Raw genomic sequence first — 15,461 nt, 5'->3', positions numbered from 1 at the left:
TGCCGTCATCAACAGCTTTTCCGAGTAGTCAATTGTCGAGCCCTTTCCGTAAGAACGCCTCCACGTCCTTTGTCGATTGTGCCGCCGCGGCCGCGTTGTATTCGAGGCGATGGCCAAAGTAGACCGTCCCTGGTTTCGTGGTGGGAACGTCGAAGTCATGATAGGCACCAGGATAGACGTCGAGCTGTATCTTGGGGGCCCCGCCGCTCAAATGGGCAAGCCTTTGACGACATAGCGCCGGCGGCCCCCAGTCATCTAGTTCTCCGACAGCGATGAGGGTCGGTACCGTCGCGTCTCCATCATCTGCGGAGCACGTTGGATAGTAGGCAACCGCAACCTTGAACTTGCGAGCCGTAAGCTGCTCATCACCTTCAACCTTGGTCGCCTCCAAGGCTGACACGCCGCCAGCGGAAAAACCCATCAGAGCGACACGCTGGGCATCAACAAAAGGGTAAGTCGACAAAAGGTCGAGCGCCCCGTAAGCGTCGTAGACGCGTTCCGTGCTCGTAAATGCGCCATCGCTTCGTGTGTTTCGACATGTCGTTTTTATATCCCGAGTAGCATAGCTATCGATGACAAAGACGACATATCCCCGAGCCACCCACTGCTCGGCAACATCATTCTTGAGCCTTGATCCCAGGCCACCGCATCCGTGCAAGACAACAATGGCTGGTAACGGCCCATTGCCTGGAGGACGGCTCAGATACCCGATCAATGGTGTCCCTTGGGTCTGCGGGAGTGGCTCGTTCTTTTGCTTAGCCAGTCTTTCCTGAAACGGGCTTGGCTCGGCTATCTCGCTTGAGAACCGGACTTCTTCGCCCGCCATGGCTATCCCAATATTCAGGTTGAGGACTACGACGGTCGCCATCAACGTCATTATTGGTTTGAAAGGCATCATCGTACTCCTTTGAACCCATCGAACCTTCAAGTGGTGACATTAGCCAGCATTGATGGATCTCAATCGAAAAAGTAGAGTGAAATTTTTGAGCCCCGATGATACCAAACTCCTGCTTACCAGCAACATGCCCCGTTGAATTTTCAATAGCGACACCGGAGGCAGAATTTGGAAATACCTCAGCGTTTTCACATCTTCGAGACAACCGGATGGCTTGTAAGCCACAGGATAAACTCCGCGCTTCCCGGCTATCTCATGGTCAGTTCAAAGGCTGACACTGATGATTTGTCCGAGTTGTCGGAAGGCGCGCTTTGCGAACTTGGGCCGTTGCTGGCGGTGGCGCAAAGCGCATTGAAACAGGAATTGCATGCCCAACGGGTCTACATCGGCCGCTACGGTCACTCACCCGGTTATCCGATCCATTTCCATGTGATCCCGATCTTTGATTGGGTTGAGGCGCTGTTCTGGAAGAACGAGAGATATCGTCTGCTTGGAACCTTCGCGGAAGGACCGGGGGAAACCGCGACAGATGGCGCTGAACTCACGCTGTTTGTATGGCGAGAGTTTTGCGAGCGTGCGGAGCCGCCCACGATCAAGGGGCGAACGGTCTCTGAGGCCGTTGCATTGTTGCGAGAGGTGATATGCTTTCCGTCCCGGGGCCCTACCTGATCAGGAGAAGATGAGATGCGACCGGAAGAGACGCTTAAGCAGTATGAAGCCCGGATCAACCTGCACGATTTCGACCATCTGGTGCCCTTGATCTCACCAGACGCAATATTCTGGTTCAACGACGGCTCGTACGTCGGCCTGGATGATATCCGCAAAGCATTTGAGGCAACGTGGCGTAGATTTCCTCTGGAAGACTATTGGCTTGAAGACACGAACTGGATCGCGATGGGCGATGCCGCCGCCGCCTGCACCTATCATTTCCGATGGAGAGCCACGATCGAAGCAAAGACTTTATTGGGCGGCGGGCGAGGCACGACGATCCTCGGCAAGGAACGCGACACATGGAAGATTGTCCATGAGCATCTCAGTCAACATCCTTCGCCATGAACGTCTTTGGCAGCGATACACTATATTCGCGACAAACGGAGGTCGTGGCTACCAGCGATCCAGGCGCCGCCAATCGACCGGTACGGGAGCCGGATCGAGTCCAATGTCGCGGTAAAGAGAGACCGGTGGCGATGGAGGCCGCTTCCACTTCCACCATTGCATCAACCCATGAAAAAATCGCATGATTGTACCGGCGTTACCTTGTTATAGAAGGGAACTTACGTGGGCTTTGACGGAAAATGGAAATGAAGTCTGATCATCAAACCCATGATGAGATTCGATGGATGCAGCGCGGGCTGCCGACGTGGCCGGTTCTCCTATCCTTCGTGGAAGTCGCCGCATCCGGCAGCGTGACGAAGACGGCCGATCGCATGAACTTGACGCAGAGCGCCGTCAGCCACCACATCGCTCAGATGGAGCGGTTTGTCGGCGAGCGGCTGTTTGAGCGATCAGCCAAAACGATGAGGCCGACCGCAAAGGCTCAGATGCTGGCGAGACAATTGCGCGATCAGCTCCGCATGTTGTCGGAGACGATAGAAGCCGCACGTCCCCAGGCCGGCCGGCATGACTTGCACGTGGTCGTGGCGCCGGAATTTTTTCGCTATTGGCTTGCCAGTCGTCTCGATGCCTTTGTGGCGTCGCATGGCGATGTGGCATTGCGGGTGAGCCAGGATTATCGGCGTGACGTGTTTTCTGACGGCGATGCCGATCTGCAAATCCGGCTCGCACGGCCGATGGCGCAAGAAGACGGGTTCACGATGCTGTTCGATGACGAATTTGTGGTTTGCTCCCCCGATCTCAAACGCCGCCTACCTGCTCGGCAAGCCTTCTCCGCGGCGCCATTCCTTTCGCATTCCGATGCTTATCATACCAGTCTAGACTGGCGTCGCTGGAGCTCCGAATTCTTCGGCATCGAGGGTGGTCGCTGGATCGAAGATCGGTTGGCGGACATGGTCGTTCTGCCGAGTTTCGAGGACATGCTGGCTGCCTGCCGACGCGGCGAAGGTTTCGCCCTCGTTCGAACGATGCTGGTGACTGACGAGATTTTATCCGGGCGACTGGTAAAGGCGGTGATCGAAAGCCTGCCTGCGGACACCAATTATCATGTGGTGCATAGGAGTGGTGTGGCACTGCGGCCAGCGGCGACGATGTTCGTCGCCTGGCTGCGCGAGCAAGTCGCAACGCCGGCCGCTCGTTGATTGGGGCGGACGACGCCTTCGGGCACTGTCGACAATGCCTTGCCCACTCCGCTCAAAACGCGGACTTGCGGCTAGGCGCGGCACTTCTAATTTTGTGATGTTGCAAAGGTCGCCGGTAGAATTATAGATTTGCTCGGGGTTTTGAGGCAATAGCCGATGTCGCGAATTGTTATTCTTGGTAATGCAGGGGGTGGAAAATCCACGCTTGCTCGCAAACTTAGCGAGAAGCGAGGCCTTCTACATGTCGAAATGGACCGCTGCCTTTGGCAAGAGGGTTGGGTTCTAACGCCGCCTGATGTCTATGCACGCAAGCATGAGAAAATCATTTCGGAGGATGCTTGGGTGATCGACGGGCTCGGGAGCTTGGATTCGATCCCAGCGCGCGTTGCGCGTGCAACGGAAATCATTCTTATCGACATGCCGTTATGGATGCATTTCTGGCTTGCCGCAGAACGGCAGATGTCCTGGATGTCTGGGAAACTCGAACATGCTCCAGGCGGCATTTCTGCTATGCCTCCCACCCGAGAGCTTTTCCGCACGATCTGGGATGTCGATCAAGGATGGATGCCGGCACTTCGAGAGCTTTGCGCAGAGGCGGAAGTCCAGGGCAAGGCGCTGGTGCAACTTCGCAGCGTGGACGACTTGAATGCATTCGCGGATGCTATCTGATCCGGACACAACACGCCTGTCTCGGAATTCCTTATTTTGCGACGCCGCAAAAATTCGGCAAATATTTCGAGCAAATGTCGAGATATTTTGCGACAACCAGCTATAATGCCATCAAATCAAGCTTGCTTAGAGACGGCAAATAGCTTGCCTGAGAATCCAAGAAGCTGCTTAAATCAATCCGCTCGACTGCAATGGCTTCAGTGATTTCGTCATTATTACGAGCGGCAAAGCGGCTCTCGAACTGCACAAGGTCGATATTCAAGCGGACGTGAAAGATCATTCCAACATAAGAGCGAGGCGTTTTCAAAATCGCGCACAGATGTCCTGATCTCACATCAGCCATGCCTACATTCAGCTCTTCTTCAATTTCGCTGAGCGCCGAATGGAAAAGGTCATTGGCATTAGCGATGGGCCGTTCTGTTTTTGAAAGCGAACCACCTATCAGATCTATTCGCCCGGCGGTCAGCGTGTTCGTGTTCGTCCGGCCGAACAGGAATTTGCCATCGCTCGTCTCGATGAACGACGCGACGAAGACATTGTTCGAGTGATAGCTTTCGCCCAGGTCGCGCTCGCCTGGCAGCCTGTGAGCCGCGTGAATTTCCTTGATCTCAATCGTTGATAACTCAACATGGAGGGAGGTATCCGACTGCTGAAAGCCTTCAAGGCGGTACAATTCGGCATTCCAGATCTTTCGACCCTTCGCCGTCATTTCTGCTACTTCGTCTTGCCAGAGCCTGTCCAGATCGTGCTCAAGAGTGGAACTTCGCTTCTTGGTAGTCGGCAACAGATCGATTGTTATGTCTTTGATATCGATCTTTCCGGAAAAAATGATCATTGGATTTTCCTTAACACCCCCGACCGATGTGTCATCCTGATACAGGCGGCACTCAATGTCCAAGTTTCATCAGGATTCGCGGAATACATTCGAAAATGTGGTTAATCGTTGATCGGGTGTAGATTTCGATCATATGAGCCGGGCGTTCCCGCCAATCTGGATAGACCTCCCATAGGTCAGGGACGGATGACGTCTGGCCATATGCGAGCTCATTTAGGAGTGGGATTGATACCCCGAATTGGTCTCTGACGAAAGTCTGGTGATCGATACTGATTGCGACGGGATGAGACGCGCTGGTCAGCATTTCGGCGGTCAATCGGCGAGGAACGTGGTTTCCGACATCCGCGCCCAATTCGGCCAATATCCGGCGGACCAAAGGCGGAACATCTGTAGGCTCTGCAATCGTTCCTGCTGAACCGACAAGCATCGATTGGCTGCTGCCGAGTGAGAGCCGCAGTGCATGCTCGGCACTCAAGCTGCGGAAGATGTTGCCGCTACAGATGAAAAGAACGCTCTTCAAAACATTACCCTCCCAAGGGTGCGCGTCAGTCAAACTCGGTTGATGCAGGCTCTCCTCTCAGTATGACATAAGCCTCAACCCTGAAACCACGATGCCTGTTCTTTCTTATCCAACAGAGAAGGGGATATTTGTGAATCAGCGGGCAGCGTCGCCTTAAGTTTTGTTCGATAGAGCGGTGGGCATGAAGTTGCTCAAAGGCCAGGTGTCTCACACCCCGTGTGATGGTGACCGACAAACTCCGGTCCTACGATGCCGCCAAACGCGATATCATGCCCGGCGTTGAGCATCGTTCGCATAAGGGGCTGCACAATCGGGCAGAAAATTCCCATGTACCCATAAGGCGGAGAGAACGGATCATGATGCGGTTCAAGTCTGCCGCGCAATGCCAACGTTTCGTTTCAGCCCACGGACCGATTTCCAATCTCTTTCTGGTTCACCGCAAACATCAAACTGCCGCCGATCACCGAACGCTTCGCACCGAGGCTATGGCCGTCTGGCGTGAAATCATGCTGCCACGCGCCACATAAAATCGACCGCCGCTGCCATCTGACAGCCTGTTCAAGTTGAGGCGACAGAGGTGGCTCGGTTTGTCTGAACAGTTTCGGGCGTTTGGCTAAGTGGATTTCCGCCTCGATTATGCCGCCACCATCATTGGTGCCAGCGCGTTGAAGTAGGCCTGATCCGGTGTCTGCCGGTCAAGGGATGAATGTGGGCGTCGGCTATTGTAGAAGGTAAGATATCGGCCGATGCCGACGCGGGCCTCGGACACGGTGTTGTAGGCGTGGAGGTAGACTTCCTCGTATTTGATCGAACGCCAGAGCCGTTCGACGAAGACGTTGTCGCGCCATGCTCCCTTGCCATCTATCGAGATGGCGATTTCAGCTTTCTTCAACACGGCGGTGAAGTCGACAGAGGTAAACTGCGATCCCTGGTCGGTGTTGAAGATGTCGGGTTTGCCATAACGGGCCAGCGCTTCCTCGACCGCTTCGATGCAGAAGTCCGCCTCCATCGTGATTGACAGCCGCCACGACAGAACCCTCCGGCTGAACAAGTCGACGACGGCGCAGAGATAGACGAAGCCGCGAGCCATTGGGAGTGGAGTAAGAAGCGCAGATGCGCTTCTCCTCCCCGAACCGTACGTGCACCTTTCAGCGCATACGGCTCTCTATTCAAGCTTGGCCCATGGCCATAGCAACGTCATGGTATTGCGACATGACGGTACTGCGGTTCTCGATCCGGAAGATGTATGGGTTCTCCTCCGGATTGCGCCACCGGAACTGCGCCTTGGGGCTTGAGACAAGCCGTTTCAACACTTTTCCGACAGGGTCACCGCGTTCATTCCGACCAAACACGAGCCAGGTTTTCGCCTTGCCCGGTTCCGGGGCCCTGACCCATTTCCGCATCAAGGGTTTGATGCGGGATCGGTATTTGTGCCCCAGCCAATGCGCCATTTTCCAGAACACGACATGATCGATGCGCCGGAAGACGTACGCCGTGAAGTCGGTGAACTTGTAGAACGCCGCCCATCCCACCAATTGGCGGTTCAGGCCAGCGATCATGTCGACCGTACTGACACTATGATTGCCGGAAAGGGTTTCGGTAAGTCTGCGAACGAACCCCTTTGCCTTTTCCTTGGGTATCGTCGTGACGATGGACATCCGTCCACGTGCCCCACGCTTGCGGATGATCCGGTGCCCCAGAAAGACGAAGCCGTCATTGACGTGTGTGACATGGGTCTTCTCCATGTTCAGCGTCAACTTCAACTCACCTTCCAGAAACGCCCGGCATTCCTCGCGGATTTCCTCTGCCTGAGCCCTGGTTCCTTTTACGATCACGACGAAGTCGTCAGCGTATCGGCAATAGGCAACAGCCGGCTTCCATTGCCGGTTCTCGCGAACCGTGATGGGGCGGCCCTGCTTGATGCCGAAGTTCCATGCCCAGCGGTCCTTGCGGGCCTTGTCGCTCAAATATTTCGCCTCCAGCCACATATCAAACTCGTGGAGCATGATGTTGGACAGGAGCGGTGACAGAACGCCACCTTGCGGAACACCCTCGCTGGAGGCTGTAAACAGGCCACGGTCGATGTGGCCTGCCTTCAGGAACCGTTGGAGAAGATCGACGAACCGCCCGTCCTGCACCCGTCGCCGCACGCATCTCAGAAGCAGCCGGTGATGGACCGTGTCGAAGTAGCTGGCCAGATCACCTTCGATGATCCAGCGGCCCCTCGTCGTGTCGGCTCCATCCTGAAGCTGTATCCTCACGGTGCGGACGGCATGATGCACGCTCCGTTCTGGCCGGAAGCCGTAGGATAAACGATGGAAATCGCTCTCCCAGATCGGCTCCATGGCCATCAGCATGGCGCGTTGAACGATGCGATCCGTCAGGGTCGGAATACCCAGTGGTCGTAGCTTACCGTTGGGTTTCGGGATATAGATGCGCTTGACCGGTTGGGGGCGATAACTCTCCTCCAGCAGGCTTGCTCGCAGGTTGTCCAGATGCTCATCCAGTTTGACCTGCAGTCTTTGCTTATCCATTCCGTCGATACCCGGCGTTCGTGCGCCACTTGACGCAAGAACCATCCGAGCGGCCTTGGCAAGCCATTCCCTGTTGGCAATCAGCCGAAGAAGCCGATCAAACCTTCGGTTTGGATCGCTCTCGGCCCATGTTGCGAGCTTGTGCTGCATTTCGCTGATTATCAAAGGTCTTCACCTCGTTTGGTCAGATAGTTTGCACTTCAAGCAGTTTGAACTGTTCCCCTTCGCCATGTGATGGGCTTTCCCCATCCCGGACTACTACGGGAACTCCGCCAACATGATGGACATCAGGGTCAACTCCCTTGCGACGCAATACTTCGTTGTCATTCCATCATGCCTTCCCTCGTTCATATGCTGGACGTCAACGTATTGGTGAGGTTGCCGGTCGCAGTCTTTTCCCTTGCGTTCCGCAAGTCGATGCCGATGTCATGGTCTGGCTGCATTCTCCCCATGACCCCATACGGACGTCATACATCTACGACCGTATTTGGATGCCGCCGACTTACGTGTCCGGCAGCTTCATCAGCATTCCGCCTGTTAAGCCGTGTAGGCGAAGGCGACCTTTCAGCCCTCAGATGCGGGTTAACCGGTTCGTGTTCCTCAACCGTCCAATACTTCAGCCTCGGGAACCATCTAGGCGTAACGGCTTCGCCTCAATCCCCTTTACCTGCGGGCTACGTCACCCTGCCAGTTGACGGCAGGTCACCGCCGCTTGGGCTCATGTCCCCTCGCAGCAGGGGACAGGCAGATCTTCACATCCTCCTTTCTCTTTGCATTCCAGTCATATGCCTCCCCGATTGGGGCGAGGCGCACCGTAGGTTATGTCCATTGCCCAGACTTGGTTGGGCCGGGTGACCGCCAACTTGCGCAGAAGATAGGGATAGATTTTGTGCCCAGGCGCTGGTTTTGAGGTGTTTGGGCGGCGATAAATCGCCTCGATGCCCATCTTCTTCATTAGCGTGGCGATGTGCAGCCGCCCAATTTCCAGCCCTTCTCCCCTCAAGAGCCCTTGCAACATTCGACTTCCGGCAAACGGGTAGTCGAGATGCAGTTCGTCGATCCGTCGCATCAGTGCAAGATCGCCGGCAGGCACCGGACGCGGCAGATAATAGACGCTTCCACGGCTGAAGCCGAGAAGCTTCGCCTGGCGTGACACGGAGAGTTTGTGTGAGCGGTCGATCATTTCTTTCCGCCCAGCAATCCCGCCTTGCCGAGCGCACCGGATAAAAAATCGTTCTCCAGTGTCAGCTCGCCGATCTTGGCGTGCAGTGTTTTGACATCGACGGTTGGACCCGCCGATTCCGCCTTCGCTTCATCACCGAAAACGCCTGTCGCCCCCTCAAGGAGCTGGTCTTTCCACTGTTTGATCTGGTTGGCATGCACATCGAACTGCTGGGACAACTCCACCAGTGTCTGCTCACCTCGGATGGCGGCGAGCGCCACCTTGGCCTTGAAAGCCGGGCTATGGTTCCGGCGCGGTCGTCTGGTCATGGTATCTCCTGTTCCCGGCATCTAAGCCGAAGTCAGGCAGAAATTCCACTTACTCTAGCTGTGCAGATTTCCCGAGCCAGCTCTGACGCTGCCGTCTCAGCGTCGAAGCCAGTCCTTCAGTCTCAATCGGAGTAGTGACAGGCCCCCCTATCGGCTCCCATGCCTAGTCACGATGACGTCAACCATGGGGCATGGTTGCATGAGACTAAACCTCATGTCATAGACTCGGCAGACGAGTGAAGGTGACTGCAAAATGAGCATTAACGGAAGAAAATCGCTGATCATTCTAGTGTTCGGATCGGCGTTGGCGGCGTGTACAACATCGAACGACAAGTCTGATATCACCGCCGCAAAGCCAAACGGTCCAGTTGCGATTGATCGCGGAGTTGCCGCATTTCGGGATATCTGTTTTGCTCATAAGGCACCCTACACCGAGAGCTATGCCGCAGCGGCGCGATACGGTGTAAAGAAATTTCAAACGAAAGAAGGTTCGAGTTGGCTGTCGGGGAAATACATGTATTCCGAAGGCGCCACTGACGACCAATCGCTCATCGTCGGCATTAATCCGAAGGGACTGTGCACGGTGCGAGACCGTCGCCGTCCGGACATGGCCGATGACAGTACAATCGAAAAGCAGTTTGCGGCCGTCATCCATTCGCGATATCCGCTTGCGGATAAGCTTCATGCCAACAGCGTATCATATACAACTGTCGAAAACTGGAAGACTATCAATTTCGGATTCGCGTTCGATTACCACGGCTATAATATGTTCAGCTCTCCGCTTTAAACCAAAGTTAAGGCGAGGCCGAAATTGTAAGGATCTCGCTTTAGTCCCGCCCATGCACTTGCATGCATTGCGAACAATACAGCAGTTCGCGTATGAGGTAGTCATCAGCGCTACAGGTTAAACGCTGCGATGAGAATCACCGGCTCCACGGAGTCTTGTCTCAACTGAGCGTGACTAGGGAGACGCCGGAGCCGCGATTCGACCCGCTTCCGCAAGCCAAAGGCAATAGTCGATCGGGGCCTCTCATGGAGAATCTCAAATGAAACAAATCATGCTTGCCGTGGCATTCAGTTGCATTAGCGTGACATCGGCTATCGCCCAACGGCAAATGCCGCATGAAATGCAGGTGACGCACAAAGAGACCCGAAACATGCTGGGAGTGCTGGAATTCTGCAAGGACCGAGGGATCTCCGAAGATGGTGCATTGGAATTTCTGCGGATGTCAGCCAACATATACGACGACCTAATAGGTTCATCCAAAGGAGACGAGGCTGAGTCGACGGGAAGAGCTGGCTTGATATCGGGTCGCGGTATAGTGAAAAACATTGCAGACATCGCTGTCGAGCAACATAGGTCGGTGGACGATATTTGTCGACAATTGGTAGGACTGTACAAAAGAGGAGCCGACGAATTTGCGAGGCAAAAGGCAATGTCGACAGCTAGTCCGCCTAGCACTGTCAACAAATAGTTCCATAAATGGGCGTTACGGTGCAATTCATTGATTTGGTTGGAAAAACGTTTGATGCGTGAGTGGTCAAAAGTTCCGATCCTTTCAAGGCGCTGGAACTGACGTCGGGCATTGATGGGCGGCGAAAGATGCCGGATATCTATGCTTATGGGTTATTTCCGGGGCCCTGGAGTCCGCACATAAAAATTCGTCGATCCACGATCGTCCAGCAAGATTTCGGTCGGCTCCTCGGTGGAAAGCCATAATCGTAGCACGCTGCCATCATCTCTCTCTGGAGCAGCTGATTGGCCGCCGCCAAGAAGAACTTCCTGCTCGCTCTCCGTCAATTCCGCCCAGAAGCCATCGGCGGCAAGAAAAAACGTGCCGCTGACCTTCTCTTCTGCGAGGACGTCTGTGACCATGAACTTCCTGGAACGAAAACTCTGGGTGAGAAGGTGCCTCGTAGGGGATTTTGCGATCGCATCGAGAGGCATGTCCGCCAAGGCGTTTGCGAGGGTATGTGGCGTGACTTGCCAGTGTACCTGGCCGTCGTGCCTGCCAAGAAGGCAATCTCCTGAGTGGAGAACCGTCAAGGAGCCTGTGTCTGTCCCTCACGTGAAAGAAGATAATTCTGGCGGAACCCCTTGGAAACGATTTGCGAAGGGCTTGATGAATCTCCCGAAGCTTGGCTTGCATGAGCTCGTGGCCCCACGCCTCGTCGGTTCCTGGAAACCAGTCGACGACAGCTTCGACGATTGCCCGTGCATATCCCCCGTTGTTGAGCCGTTCGTGGCGCCATCAGCCACGATAGCAAGGAGTTCACCATGTCTCCCCGTGATCCCCGCATGGTCGCGATTGTCGTCGGTGCGTGTTCCTTTTTGGCTCAACCATCGGGCCTTGATTTTCATTGTGCGGGGCCATCCGCACAATGGCTTATCGAGACAAACCTGTCCCGGACGATTTCTACACGACCGGCGGGCCCGCGGATATTGCCATCGAGAAAATCGTCGAAGTCACCTTGATCGAGGAGCGCACGAAACTGTCCGGCGATGAAATTTCGAACCTCGTTGTCGGCCGCCGTGACCTCGGCTAGGAGCTCCTCCCTGCCGTCGATAATCAGGAGGATGTCCTCCGCGTCACGACTCATGATCAAGTCGCCGTTTCCCCTTCCGGCATAGGCCTCGAGCTTTGTCGCAAGAAACATTGGCGGCGTCAGGATCCGGATCGCAAGGTCTTCCGAGAGCTGGTAGTGCTGTGCCGTCTCGATTCCACTCGCGTACCATCGATTTCCGAATCCGAGGATAGCCGGATCATCCGGCATGAAGTCGACCGTGAGCTTGCCGAGACGCATGCGGCAGATCACCGCCTCGTCAGCTGCCTCCATGAAGCCCCGGTGTCGAAGCTCTTCCTGGAGCTGTGCCCAGGCGGGAAGGCCTGCCAAGTCAACGATTAGGTCGATGTCGTCAGTGGCACGCACATCCTCAAGCGTGACCGGATCAGTGATGAATAGCGCGGTCGTGCATCCGCCGACGAAGACCAGGCGCGAGCGGAGGTCGTCGCCAAGGGCCGAGGCAACGGCTTTCATCATTTCCAGCAGTTGGGCGCGGATCGCTGTCATTTGCTCATAATCCTTGACTTGAGGTGGTCGGTCGCGAGACCAACTTCCCGCTGGTTCCCGAGGCGGATCGCATCGACCAACGCGAGGTACTCATAGAGTGCGTCGTCCTTCAGGACTGCGTCCGGCACGGTCTTGAAGAGCGGCTCCACCGCCTGCCCCATCTCCCTTCCGTTGGCATAGGGCCAAACGTAGTTGTACGTCCCGCCGCTGATCAGAAGTTCCGTGAGCATAGGTGCGGCGAAGGCGGTCGGTATGCCGCGCTGCATCGGCCCAACTTGAGCGGGGAAGACGAACTTTAGCCCGGTGGTAATGAAGCCGAACAGGTTCCTGCGGCTTGGCCTAGGCTCGTTCTTGCTATTGTCTTTTCGCGCGATGCCTGACGCGACACTGCGCTTAATGGACTGCCCTATTTCGGTCTTGCTGATACCTAGTAGCGCCTCTAGGTTCCGAACGGAATACGGGTCTCCCCCCACGGATTCCGATCGCAACCGATCGATGCCCTTGGTGAGTTCCTGGTCTTGCAGGCTTACCAGCTTTAACAAAACGACGATATCTTGGCTCTTCATAAACAGTGTCCTCTGTCCTAGGACTGAGGACAGTTAGCCTGAAGCAATCGGTCCTGTCAATCTGTGGACATCGCGCCTTAGATTAATCGTTTGGAGCAAAGAGCTCGATGTAGTGCGGATTCCGTTCTGAAGCCGGCCGCCATTCCAATCATTGACCGGCCACCGTTCCGATTTGAAGCCGGCCACCATTCCAATCAATAACCGGCCAGTTTCCGGCACTTAAGTTCCCCTGGGTCAGCAACCTTGGCATGTGTCCCTTCGATATCCACGAGGGGAATTTAATGCCTGCAAAAAGAAAGCTGACCATGCGACACATTCGACAAATGCTGCGGCTTGCGGGTAGCGGAACGAGTAGCCGCGAGATCGCGGTGATACTTGGCATTGCTCGCAGCACCGTGCAGGACAATTTGAAGCGGGCTGCGATGGCAGGGCTGAGTTGGCCGCTCGCCAGCGACCTGACAGACGATGTCCTTGAGGCCAAGCTTTTCGTCCACCCCGGCGTCAAGCAGGGCCAGCGATTGCGCCAAGAGCCCGATTGGGGCCCGCTTTCAATAGAGCTGAAGAAGCCAGGCGTTACGCTGCTTATCCTTTGGGAAGAATACCGCAGCATTCATCCAGATGGGTATGGATATAGCCGTTATGTTGCGGCCAAATTTATGTTGCGGCAGCAGGGAATGAGCCAAGGATTTCGGTGATTCCTTGGCCCAAGCCGTCACATAAGATAGTTGCCTACAATGCTTTCAGGAATGCCATCAATGACGGCAGGGATCGCTGCCGTGGGGTGCTTCTCAAGCCGCTGATATCAACCTTTTCCAACGCCTTGGCCTTCATCTCGAGATCCACCTCGGCGTAGATGTGCGTGGTATCCAACGACACATGGCCCAGCCAAGTGCGGGTTTCACAAAGTCCCGGACAAAGATTTCAGTAAGTCGCGGACACCGAATTCAGAAAGTTCGGGACAGCAAATTCAGTAAGTCGCGGACAGAAGGGACAGCGGATTTAGATCGAATCTCGTGAGCGCCGATCTGGCAATTTGTTCTCGTGTTTTAAGCGAGGATCTAATGCCTAGACGGAAGCAAGCGAGACATACTGATGTGAAAGACATTCGATCGATACTGCGGCTGACGTTCGAGCAGGAATTGTCGATACGCGCCGTTTCTGAGCGGCTGAAGATGAGCAAGACGTCGGTCTCAACGTATCTGCTGCGGGCGCGGGAGGCGGGGCTTGCAGCATGGCCACTTCCACCCGGTCTGGATGATGACGAGCTCCTGGAGCAGCGACTATTCCGGCGGATGGGGCGACCTCCTCGAGACAGCGAGGAACCGAACTGGCCGAAAGTGGCCAGCGAGTTGAAACGCAAAGGCGTGACGCTCAACCTGCTATGGCAGGAATACCGGGAGGTCCATCCGGATGGATACGGCTACACCTGGTTCTGCTGCCGATTTGCTGATTATGAGAGCCGCGCCAAACCCACCTATCGCAGTCGTCATGTGGCTGGTGTCGCGATGGAATGCGACTATGCCGGCCATACGATCCCGATCATCGATCCGTCTTCTGGCGAGATCCGGGCAGCACAGATTTATGTGGCCGTGCTGAGTGCATCGCAATTGGTGTTCTCCTATGCCAGCTTCAGTCAGAAGCTGCCGGATTGGATCGAGGCGAACCAGCGAGCCTTCAGTTACTTCGGTGGGGTGACGAAGACAACGATCTGCGACAACCTCAAATCCGCGATTGCCAAGGCTCTCTGGTTCGAACCGACGTTGAACGCGACATTTGCTGCCTTCGCCGAACACTACGATACGACCGTATTGCCAGCACGGCCGCGGCGTCCTCGGGATAAACCATCCGCGGAGGGATCGGTTTTAATCGTCGAGAGGTGGGTTCTGGCCAGACTTCGAAACGACCGTTTCTTCAGCCTTGTCGATCTCAATATCCGCATCAGCGCTCTGATCGAGGACCTTAACACCCGTACGATGCGTCGGTATGGAAAATCCCGGCGAGCCCTGTTCGATGAGGTCGAGCGCTCCCAGCTCAAGCCACTGCCGCCAACGCCGTTTGAATACGCGGAATGGAAGGTCGCCAAGGTTCATCCCGATTACCATGTCGACGTCGACAAGACGTTCTATTCCGTGCCGCACGGTCTGATCGGCAGGAAGGTCGATATCAGGCTGACGTATCGAGCGGTCGAGATCTTCTTTGACCACAAGCGGGTCGCCAGCCACATCCGAAGCTCCCAGCGTTCCGGCCATATCACTGTCAATGAGCATATGCCGAAAGCTCACCAGCGCTATGCAAACACGACGCCTCACACGTTGCGCAAGGAAGCGGCGAAGGTTGGGGCCAATACTGCGATATTTATCGAGCGTCTGCTTAGCGATCGGCCGCACCCGGAGCAAGGCTACAGATCCGCTCAGGGCATTCTCTCCCTGGCGCGTCGTTACGAAACCGATCGGCTGGAATTGGCCTGTGAGCGTGCGTTGGTCATCAATGCGCTGACCTATTCGTCTGTCGCCAACATTCTCAGATCTGGTCTCGATCAGGCTCCTGCCGCAAGCGAGACCGTGAAGCCGGCACCGCCGCACGGCAATATCCGCGGCAAAACCTACTACCAATGAAAGGACATC

The 15,461-nt window shown here is 55.5% G+C and carries 15 protein-coding genes and 3 pseudogenes; 9 read left to right on the top strand and 9 right to left on the bottom strand.

Features of this window, described 5'->3' with window-relative positions; all coding sequences use genetic code 11:
• Nucleotides 1-28: 28 nt before the first annotated feature.
• The gene (locus J5278_RS20265) at nucleotides 29-895 is read right to left on the bottom strand and encodes a dienelactone hydrolase family protein (protein WP_209187003.1); all 867 of its coding nucleotides are present in this window, start codon (nucleotides 893-895) and stop codon (nucleotides 29-31) included.
• Nucleotides 896-1,063: 168 nt separating this feature from the next.
• Between J5278_RS20265 and J5278_RS20260 the strand changes: the two genes are divergently transcribed.
• From J5278_RS20260 to J5278_RS20245, 4 genes are all read left to right on the top strand, one after another.
• Nucleotides 1,064-1,564 carry an HIT family protein gene (locus J5278_RS20260; protein ID WP_209186999.1) on the top strand — a complete coding sequence of 167 codons (501 nt, stop codon included), beginning with the start codon at nucleotides 1,064-1,066 and terminating at the stop codon, nucleotides 1,562-1,564.
• Nucleotides 1,565-1,579: 15 nt separating this feature from the next.
• Nucleotides 1,580-1,951 carry a nuclear transport factor 2 family protein gene (locus J5278_RS20255; protein WP_209187000.1) on the top strand — a complete coding sequence of 124 codons (372 nt, stop codon included), beginning with the start codon at nucleotides 1,580-1,582 and terminating at the stop codon, nucleotides 1,949-1,951.
• Between the two features lie 245 nt (nucleotides 1,952-2,196).
• Nucleotides 2,197-3,150, top strand: coding sequence for a LysR family transcriptional regulator (locus tag J5278_RS20250; RefSeq protein ID WP_209187001.1), 954 nt, complete (start codon nucleotides 2,197-2,199; stop codon nucleotides 3,148-3,150).
• 156 nt (nucleotides 3,151-3,306) lie between these two features.
• Complete coding sequence (locus J5278_RS20245; RefSeq protein WP_209187002.1) at nucleotides 3,307-3,819, top strand: adenylate kinase; 513 nt, start codon at nucleotides 3,307-3,309, stop codon at nucleotides 3,817-3,819.
• A gap of 100 nt (nucleotides 3,820-3,919) precedes the next feature.
• On the opposite strand, the gene J5278_RS20240 is transcribed toward J5278_RS20245, so the two are convergent.
• Nucleotides 3,920-4,654, bottom strand: a complete 735-nt coding sequence (locus tag J5278_RS20240; RefSeq protein WP_209188308.1) for a hypothetical protein — start codon at nucleotides 4,652-4,654, stop codon at nucleotides 3,920-3,922.
• 52 nt (nucleotides 4,655-4,706) lie between these two features.
• The gene (locus tag J5278_RS20235) at nucleotides 4,707-5,174 is read right to left on the bottom strand and encodes a low molecular weight phosphatase family protein (protein WP_209186978.1); all 468 of its coding nucleotides are present in this window, start codon (nucleotides 5,172-5,174) and stop codon (nucleotides 4,707-4,709) included.
• A gap of 209 nt (nucleotides 5,175-5,383) precedes the next feature.
• On the opposite strand from J5278_RS20235, the pseudogene J5278_RS20230 reads away from it, so the two are divergent.
• A pseudogene (locus tag J5278_RS20230) lies at nucleotides 5,384-5,701 on the top strand (DDE-type integrase/transposase/recombinase); the annotation flags it as partial.
• A gap of 107 nt (nucleotides 5,702-5,808) precedes the next feature.
• On the opposite strand, the pseudogene J5278_RS20225 reads toward J5278_RS20230, so the two are convergent.
• The 3 genes and pseudogenes from J5278_RS20225 to J5278_RS20215 form a co-directional block, all read right to left on the bottom strand.
• Nucleotides 5,809-6,279: pseudogene (locus J5278_RS20225) on the bottom strand (transposase); the annotation flags it as partial.
• Between the two features lie 64 nt (nucleotides 6,280-6,343).
• Nucleotides 6,344-7,873, bottom strand: coding sequence for a group II intron reverse transcriptase/maturase (gene ltrA, locus J5278_RS20220; RefSeq protein WP_374109204.1), 1,530 nt, complete (start codon nucleotides 7,871-7,873; stop codon nucleotides 6,344-6,346).
• Between the two features lie 649 nt (nucleotides 7,874-8,522).
• Nucleotides 8,523-9,199: pseudogene (locus tag J5278_RS20215) on the bottom strand (IS3 family transposase); the annotation flags it as partial.
• A 253-nt stretch (nucleotides 9,200-9,452) separates the two neighbouring features.
• Here J5278_RS20215 and J5278_RS20210 point away from each other — a divergent pair.
• Nucleotides 9,453-9,986, top strand: coding sequence for a hypothetical protein (locus J5278_RS20210; RefSeq protein ID WP_209186979.1), 534 nt, complete (start codon nucleotides 9,453-9,455; stop codon nucleotides 9,984-9,986).
• Between the two features lie 259 nt (nucleotides 9,987-10,245).
• The gene (locus J5278_RS20205) at nucleotides 10,246-10,674 is read left to right on the top strand and encodes a hypothetical protein (protein WP_209186980.1); all 429 of its coding nucleotides are present in this window, start codon (nucleotides 10,246-10,248) and stop codon (nucleotides 10,672-10,674) included.
• Nucleotides 10,675-10,826: 152 nt separating this feature from the next.
• On the opposite strand, the gene J5278_RS31055 is transcribed toward J5278_RS20205, so the two are convergent.
• From J5278_RS31055 to J5278_RS20190, 3 genes are all read right to left on the bottom strand, one after another.
• Complete coding sequence (locus J5278_RS31055) at nucleotides 10,827-11,075, bottom strand: hypothetical protein (RefSeq protein WP_244615422.1); 249 nt, start codon at nucleotides 11,073-11,075, stop codon at nucleotides 10,827-10,829.
• 482 nt (nucleotides 11,076-11,557) lie between these two features.
• Nucleotides 11,558-12,271, bottom strand: a complete 714-nt coding sequence (locus tag J5278_RS20195) for a nucleotidyl transferase AbiEii/AbiGii toxin family protein (RefSeq protein WP_209187048.1) — start codon at nucleotides 12,269-12,271, stop codon at nucleotides 11,558-11,560.
• Nucleotides 12,268-12,837 (bottom strand): hypothetical protein, encoded by a 570-nt coding sequence (locus J5278_RS20190; protein ID WP_209187049.1) that lies wholly within the window; start codon nucleotides 12,835-12,837, stop codon nucleotides 12,268-12,270. The genes J5278_RS20195 and J5278_RS20190 overlap by 4 nt, the downstream gene beginning before the upstream one ends.
• 281 nt (nucleotides 12,838-13,118) lie before the next feature.
• On the opposite strand from J5278_RS20190, the gene J5278_RS20185 reads away from it, so the two are divergent.
• Together J5278_RS20185 and istA are read left to right on the top strand one after the other, a co-directional pair.
• Nucleotides 13,119-13,532 carry a helix-turn-helix domain-containing protein gene (locus tag J5278_RS20185; protein ID WP_219258898.1) on the top strand — a complete coding sequence of 138 codons (414 nt, stop codon included), beginning with the start codon at nucleotides 13,119-13,121 and terminating at the stop codon, nucleotides 13,530-13,532.
• Between the two features lie 366 nt (nucleotides 13,533-13,898).
• The gene (istA, locus tag J5278_RS20180; protein ID WP_111221723.1) at nucleotides 13,899-15,452 is read left to right on the top strand and encodes an IS21 family transposase; all 1,554 of its coding nucleotides are present in this window, start codon (nucleotides 13,899-13,901) and stop codon (nucleotides 15,450-15,452) included.
• Nucleotides 15,453-15,461: the final 9 nt, after the last annotated feature.

Source organism: Rhizobium sp. B21/90 (genome assembly GCF_019355815.1).
Taxonomy (GTDB): Bacteria; Pseudomonadota; Alphaproteobacteria; order Rhizobiales; family Rhizobiaceae; genus Rhizobium; species Rhizobium rhododendri.
The sequence above is the reverse complement of the archived record's forward strand: the minus strand, read 5'-3'. Positions and strand labels throughout refer to the sequence as shown.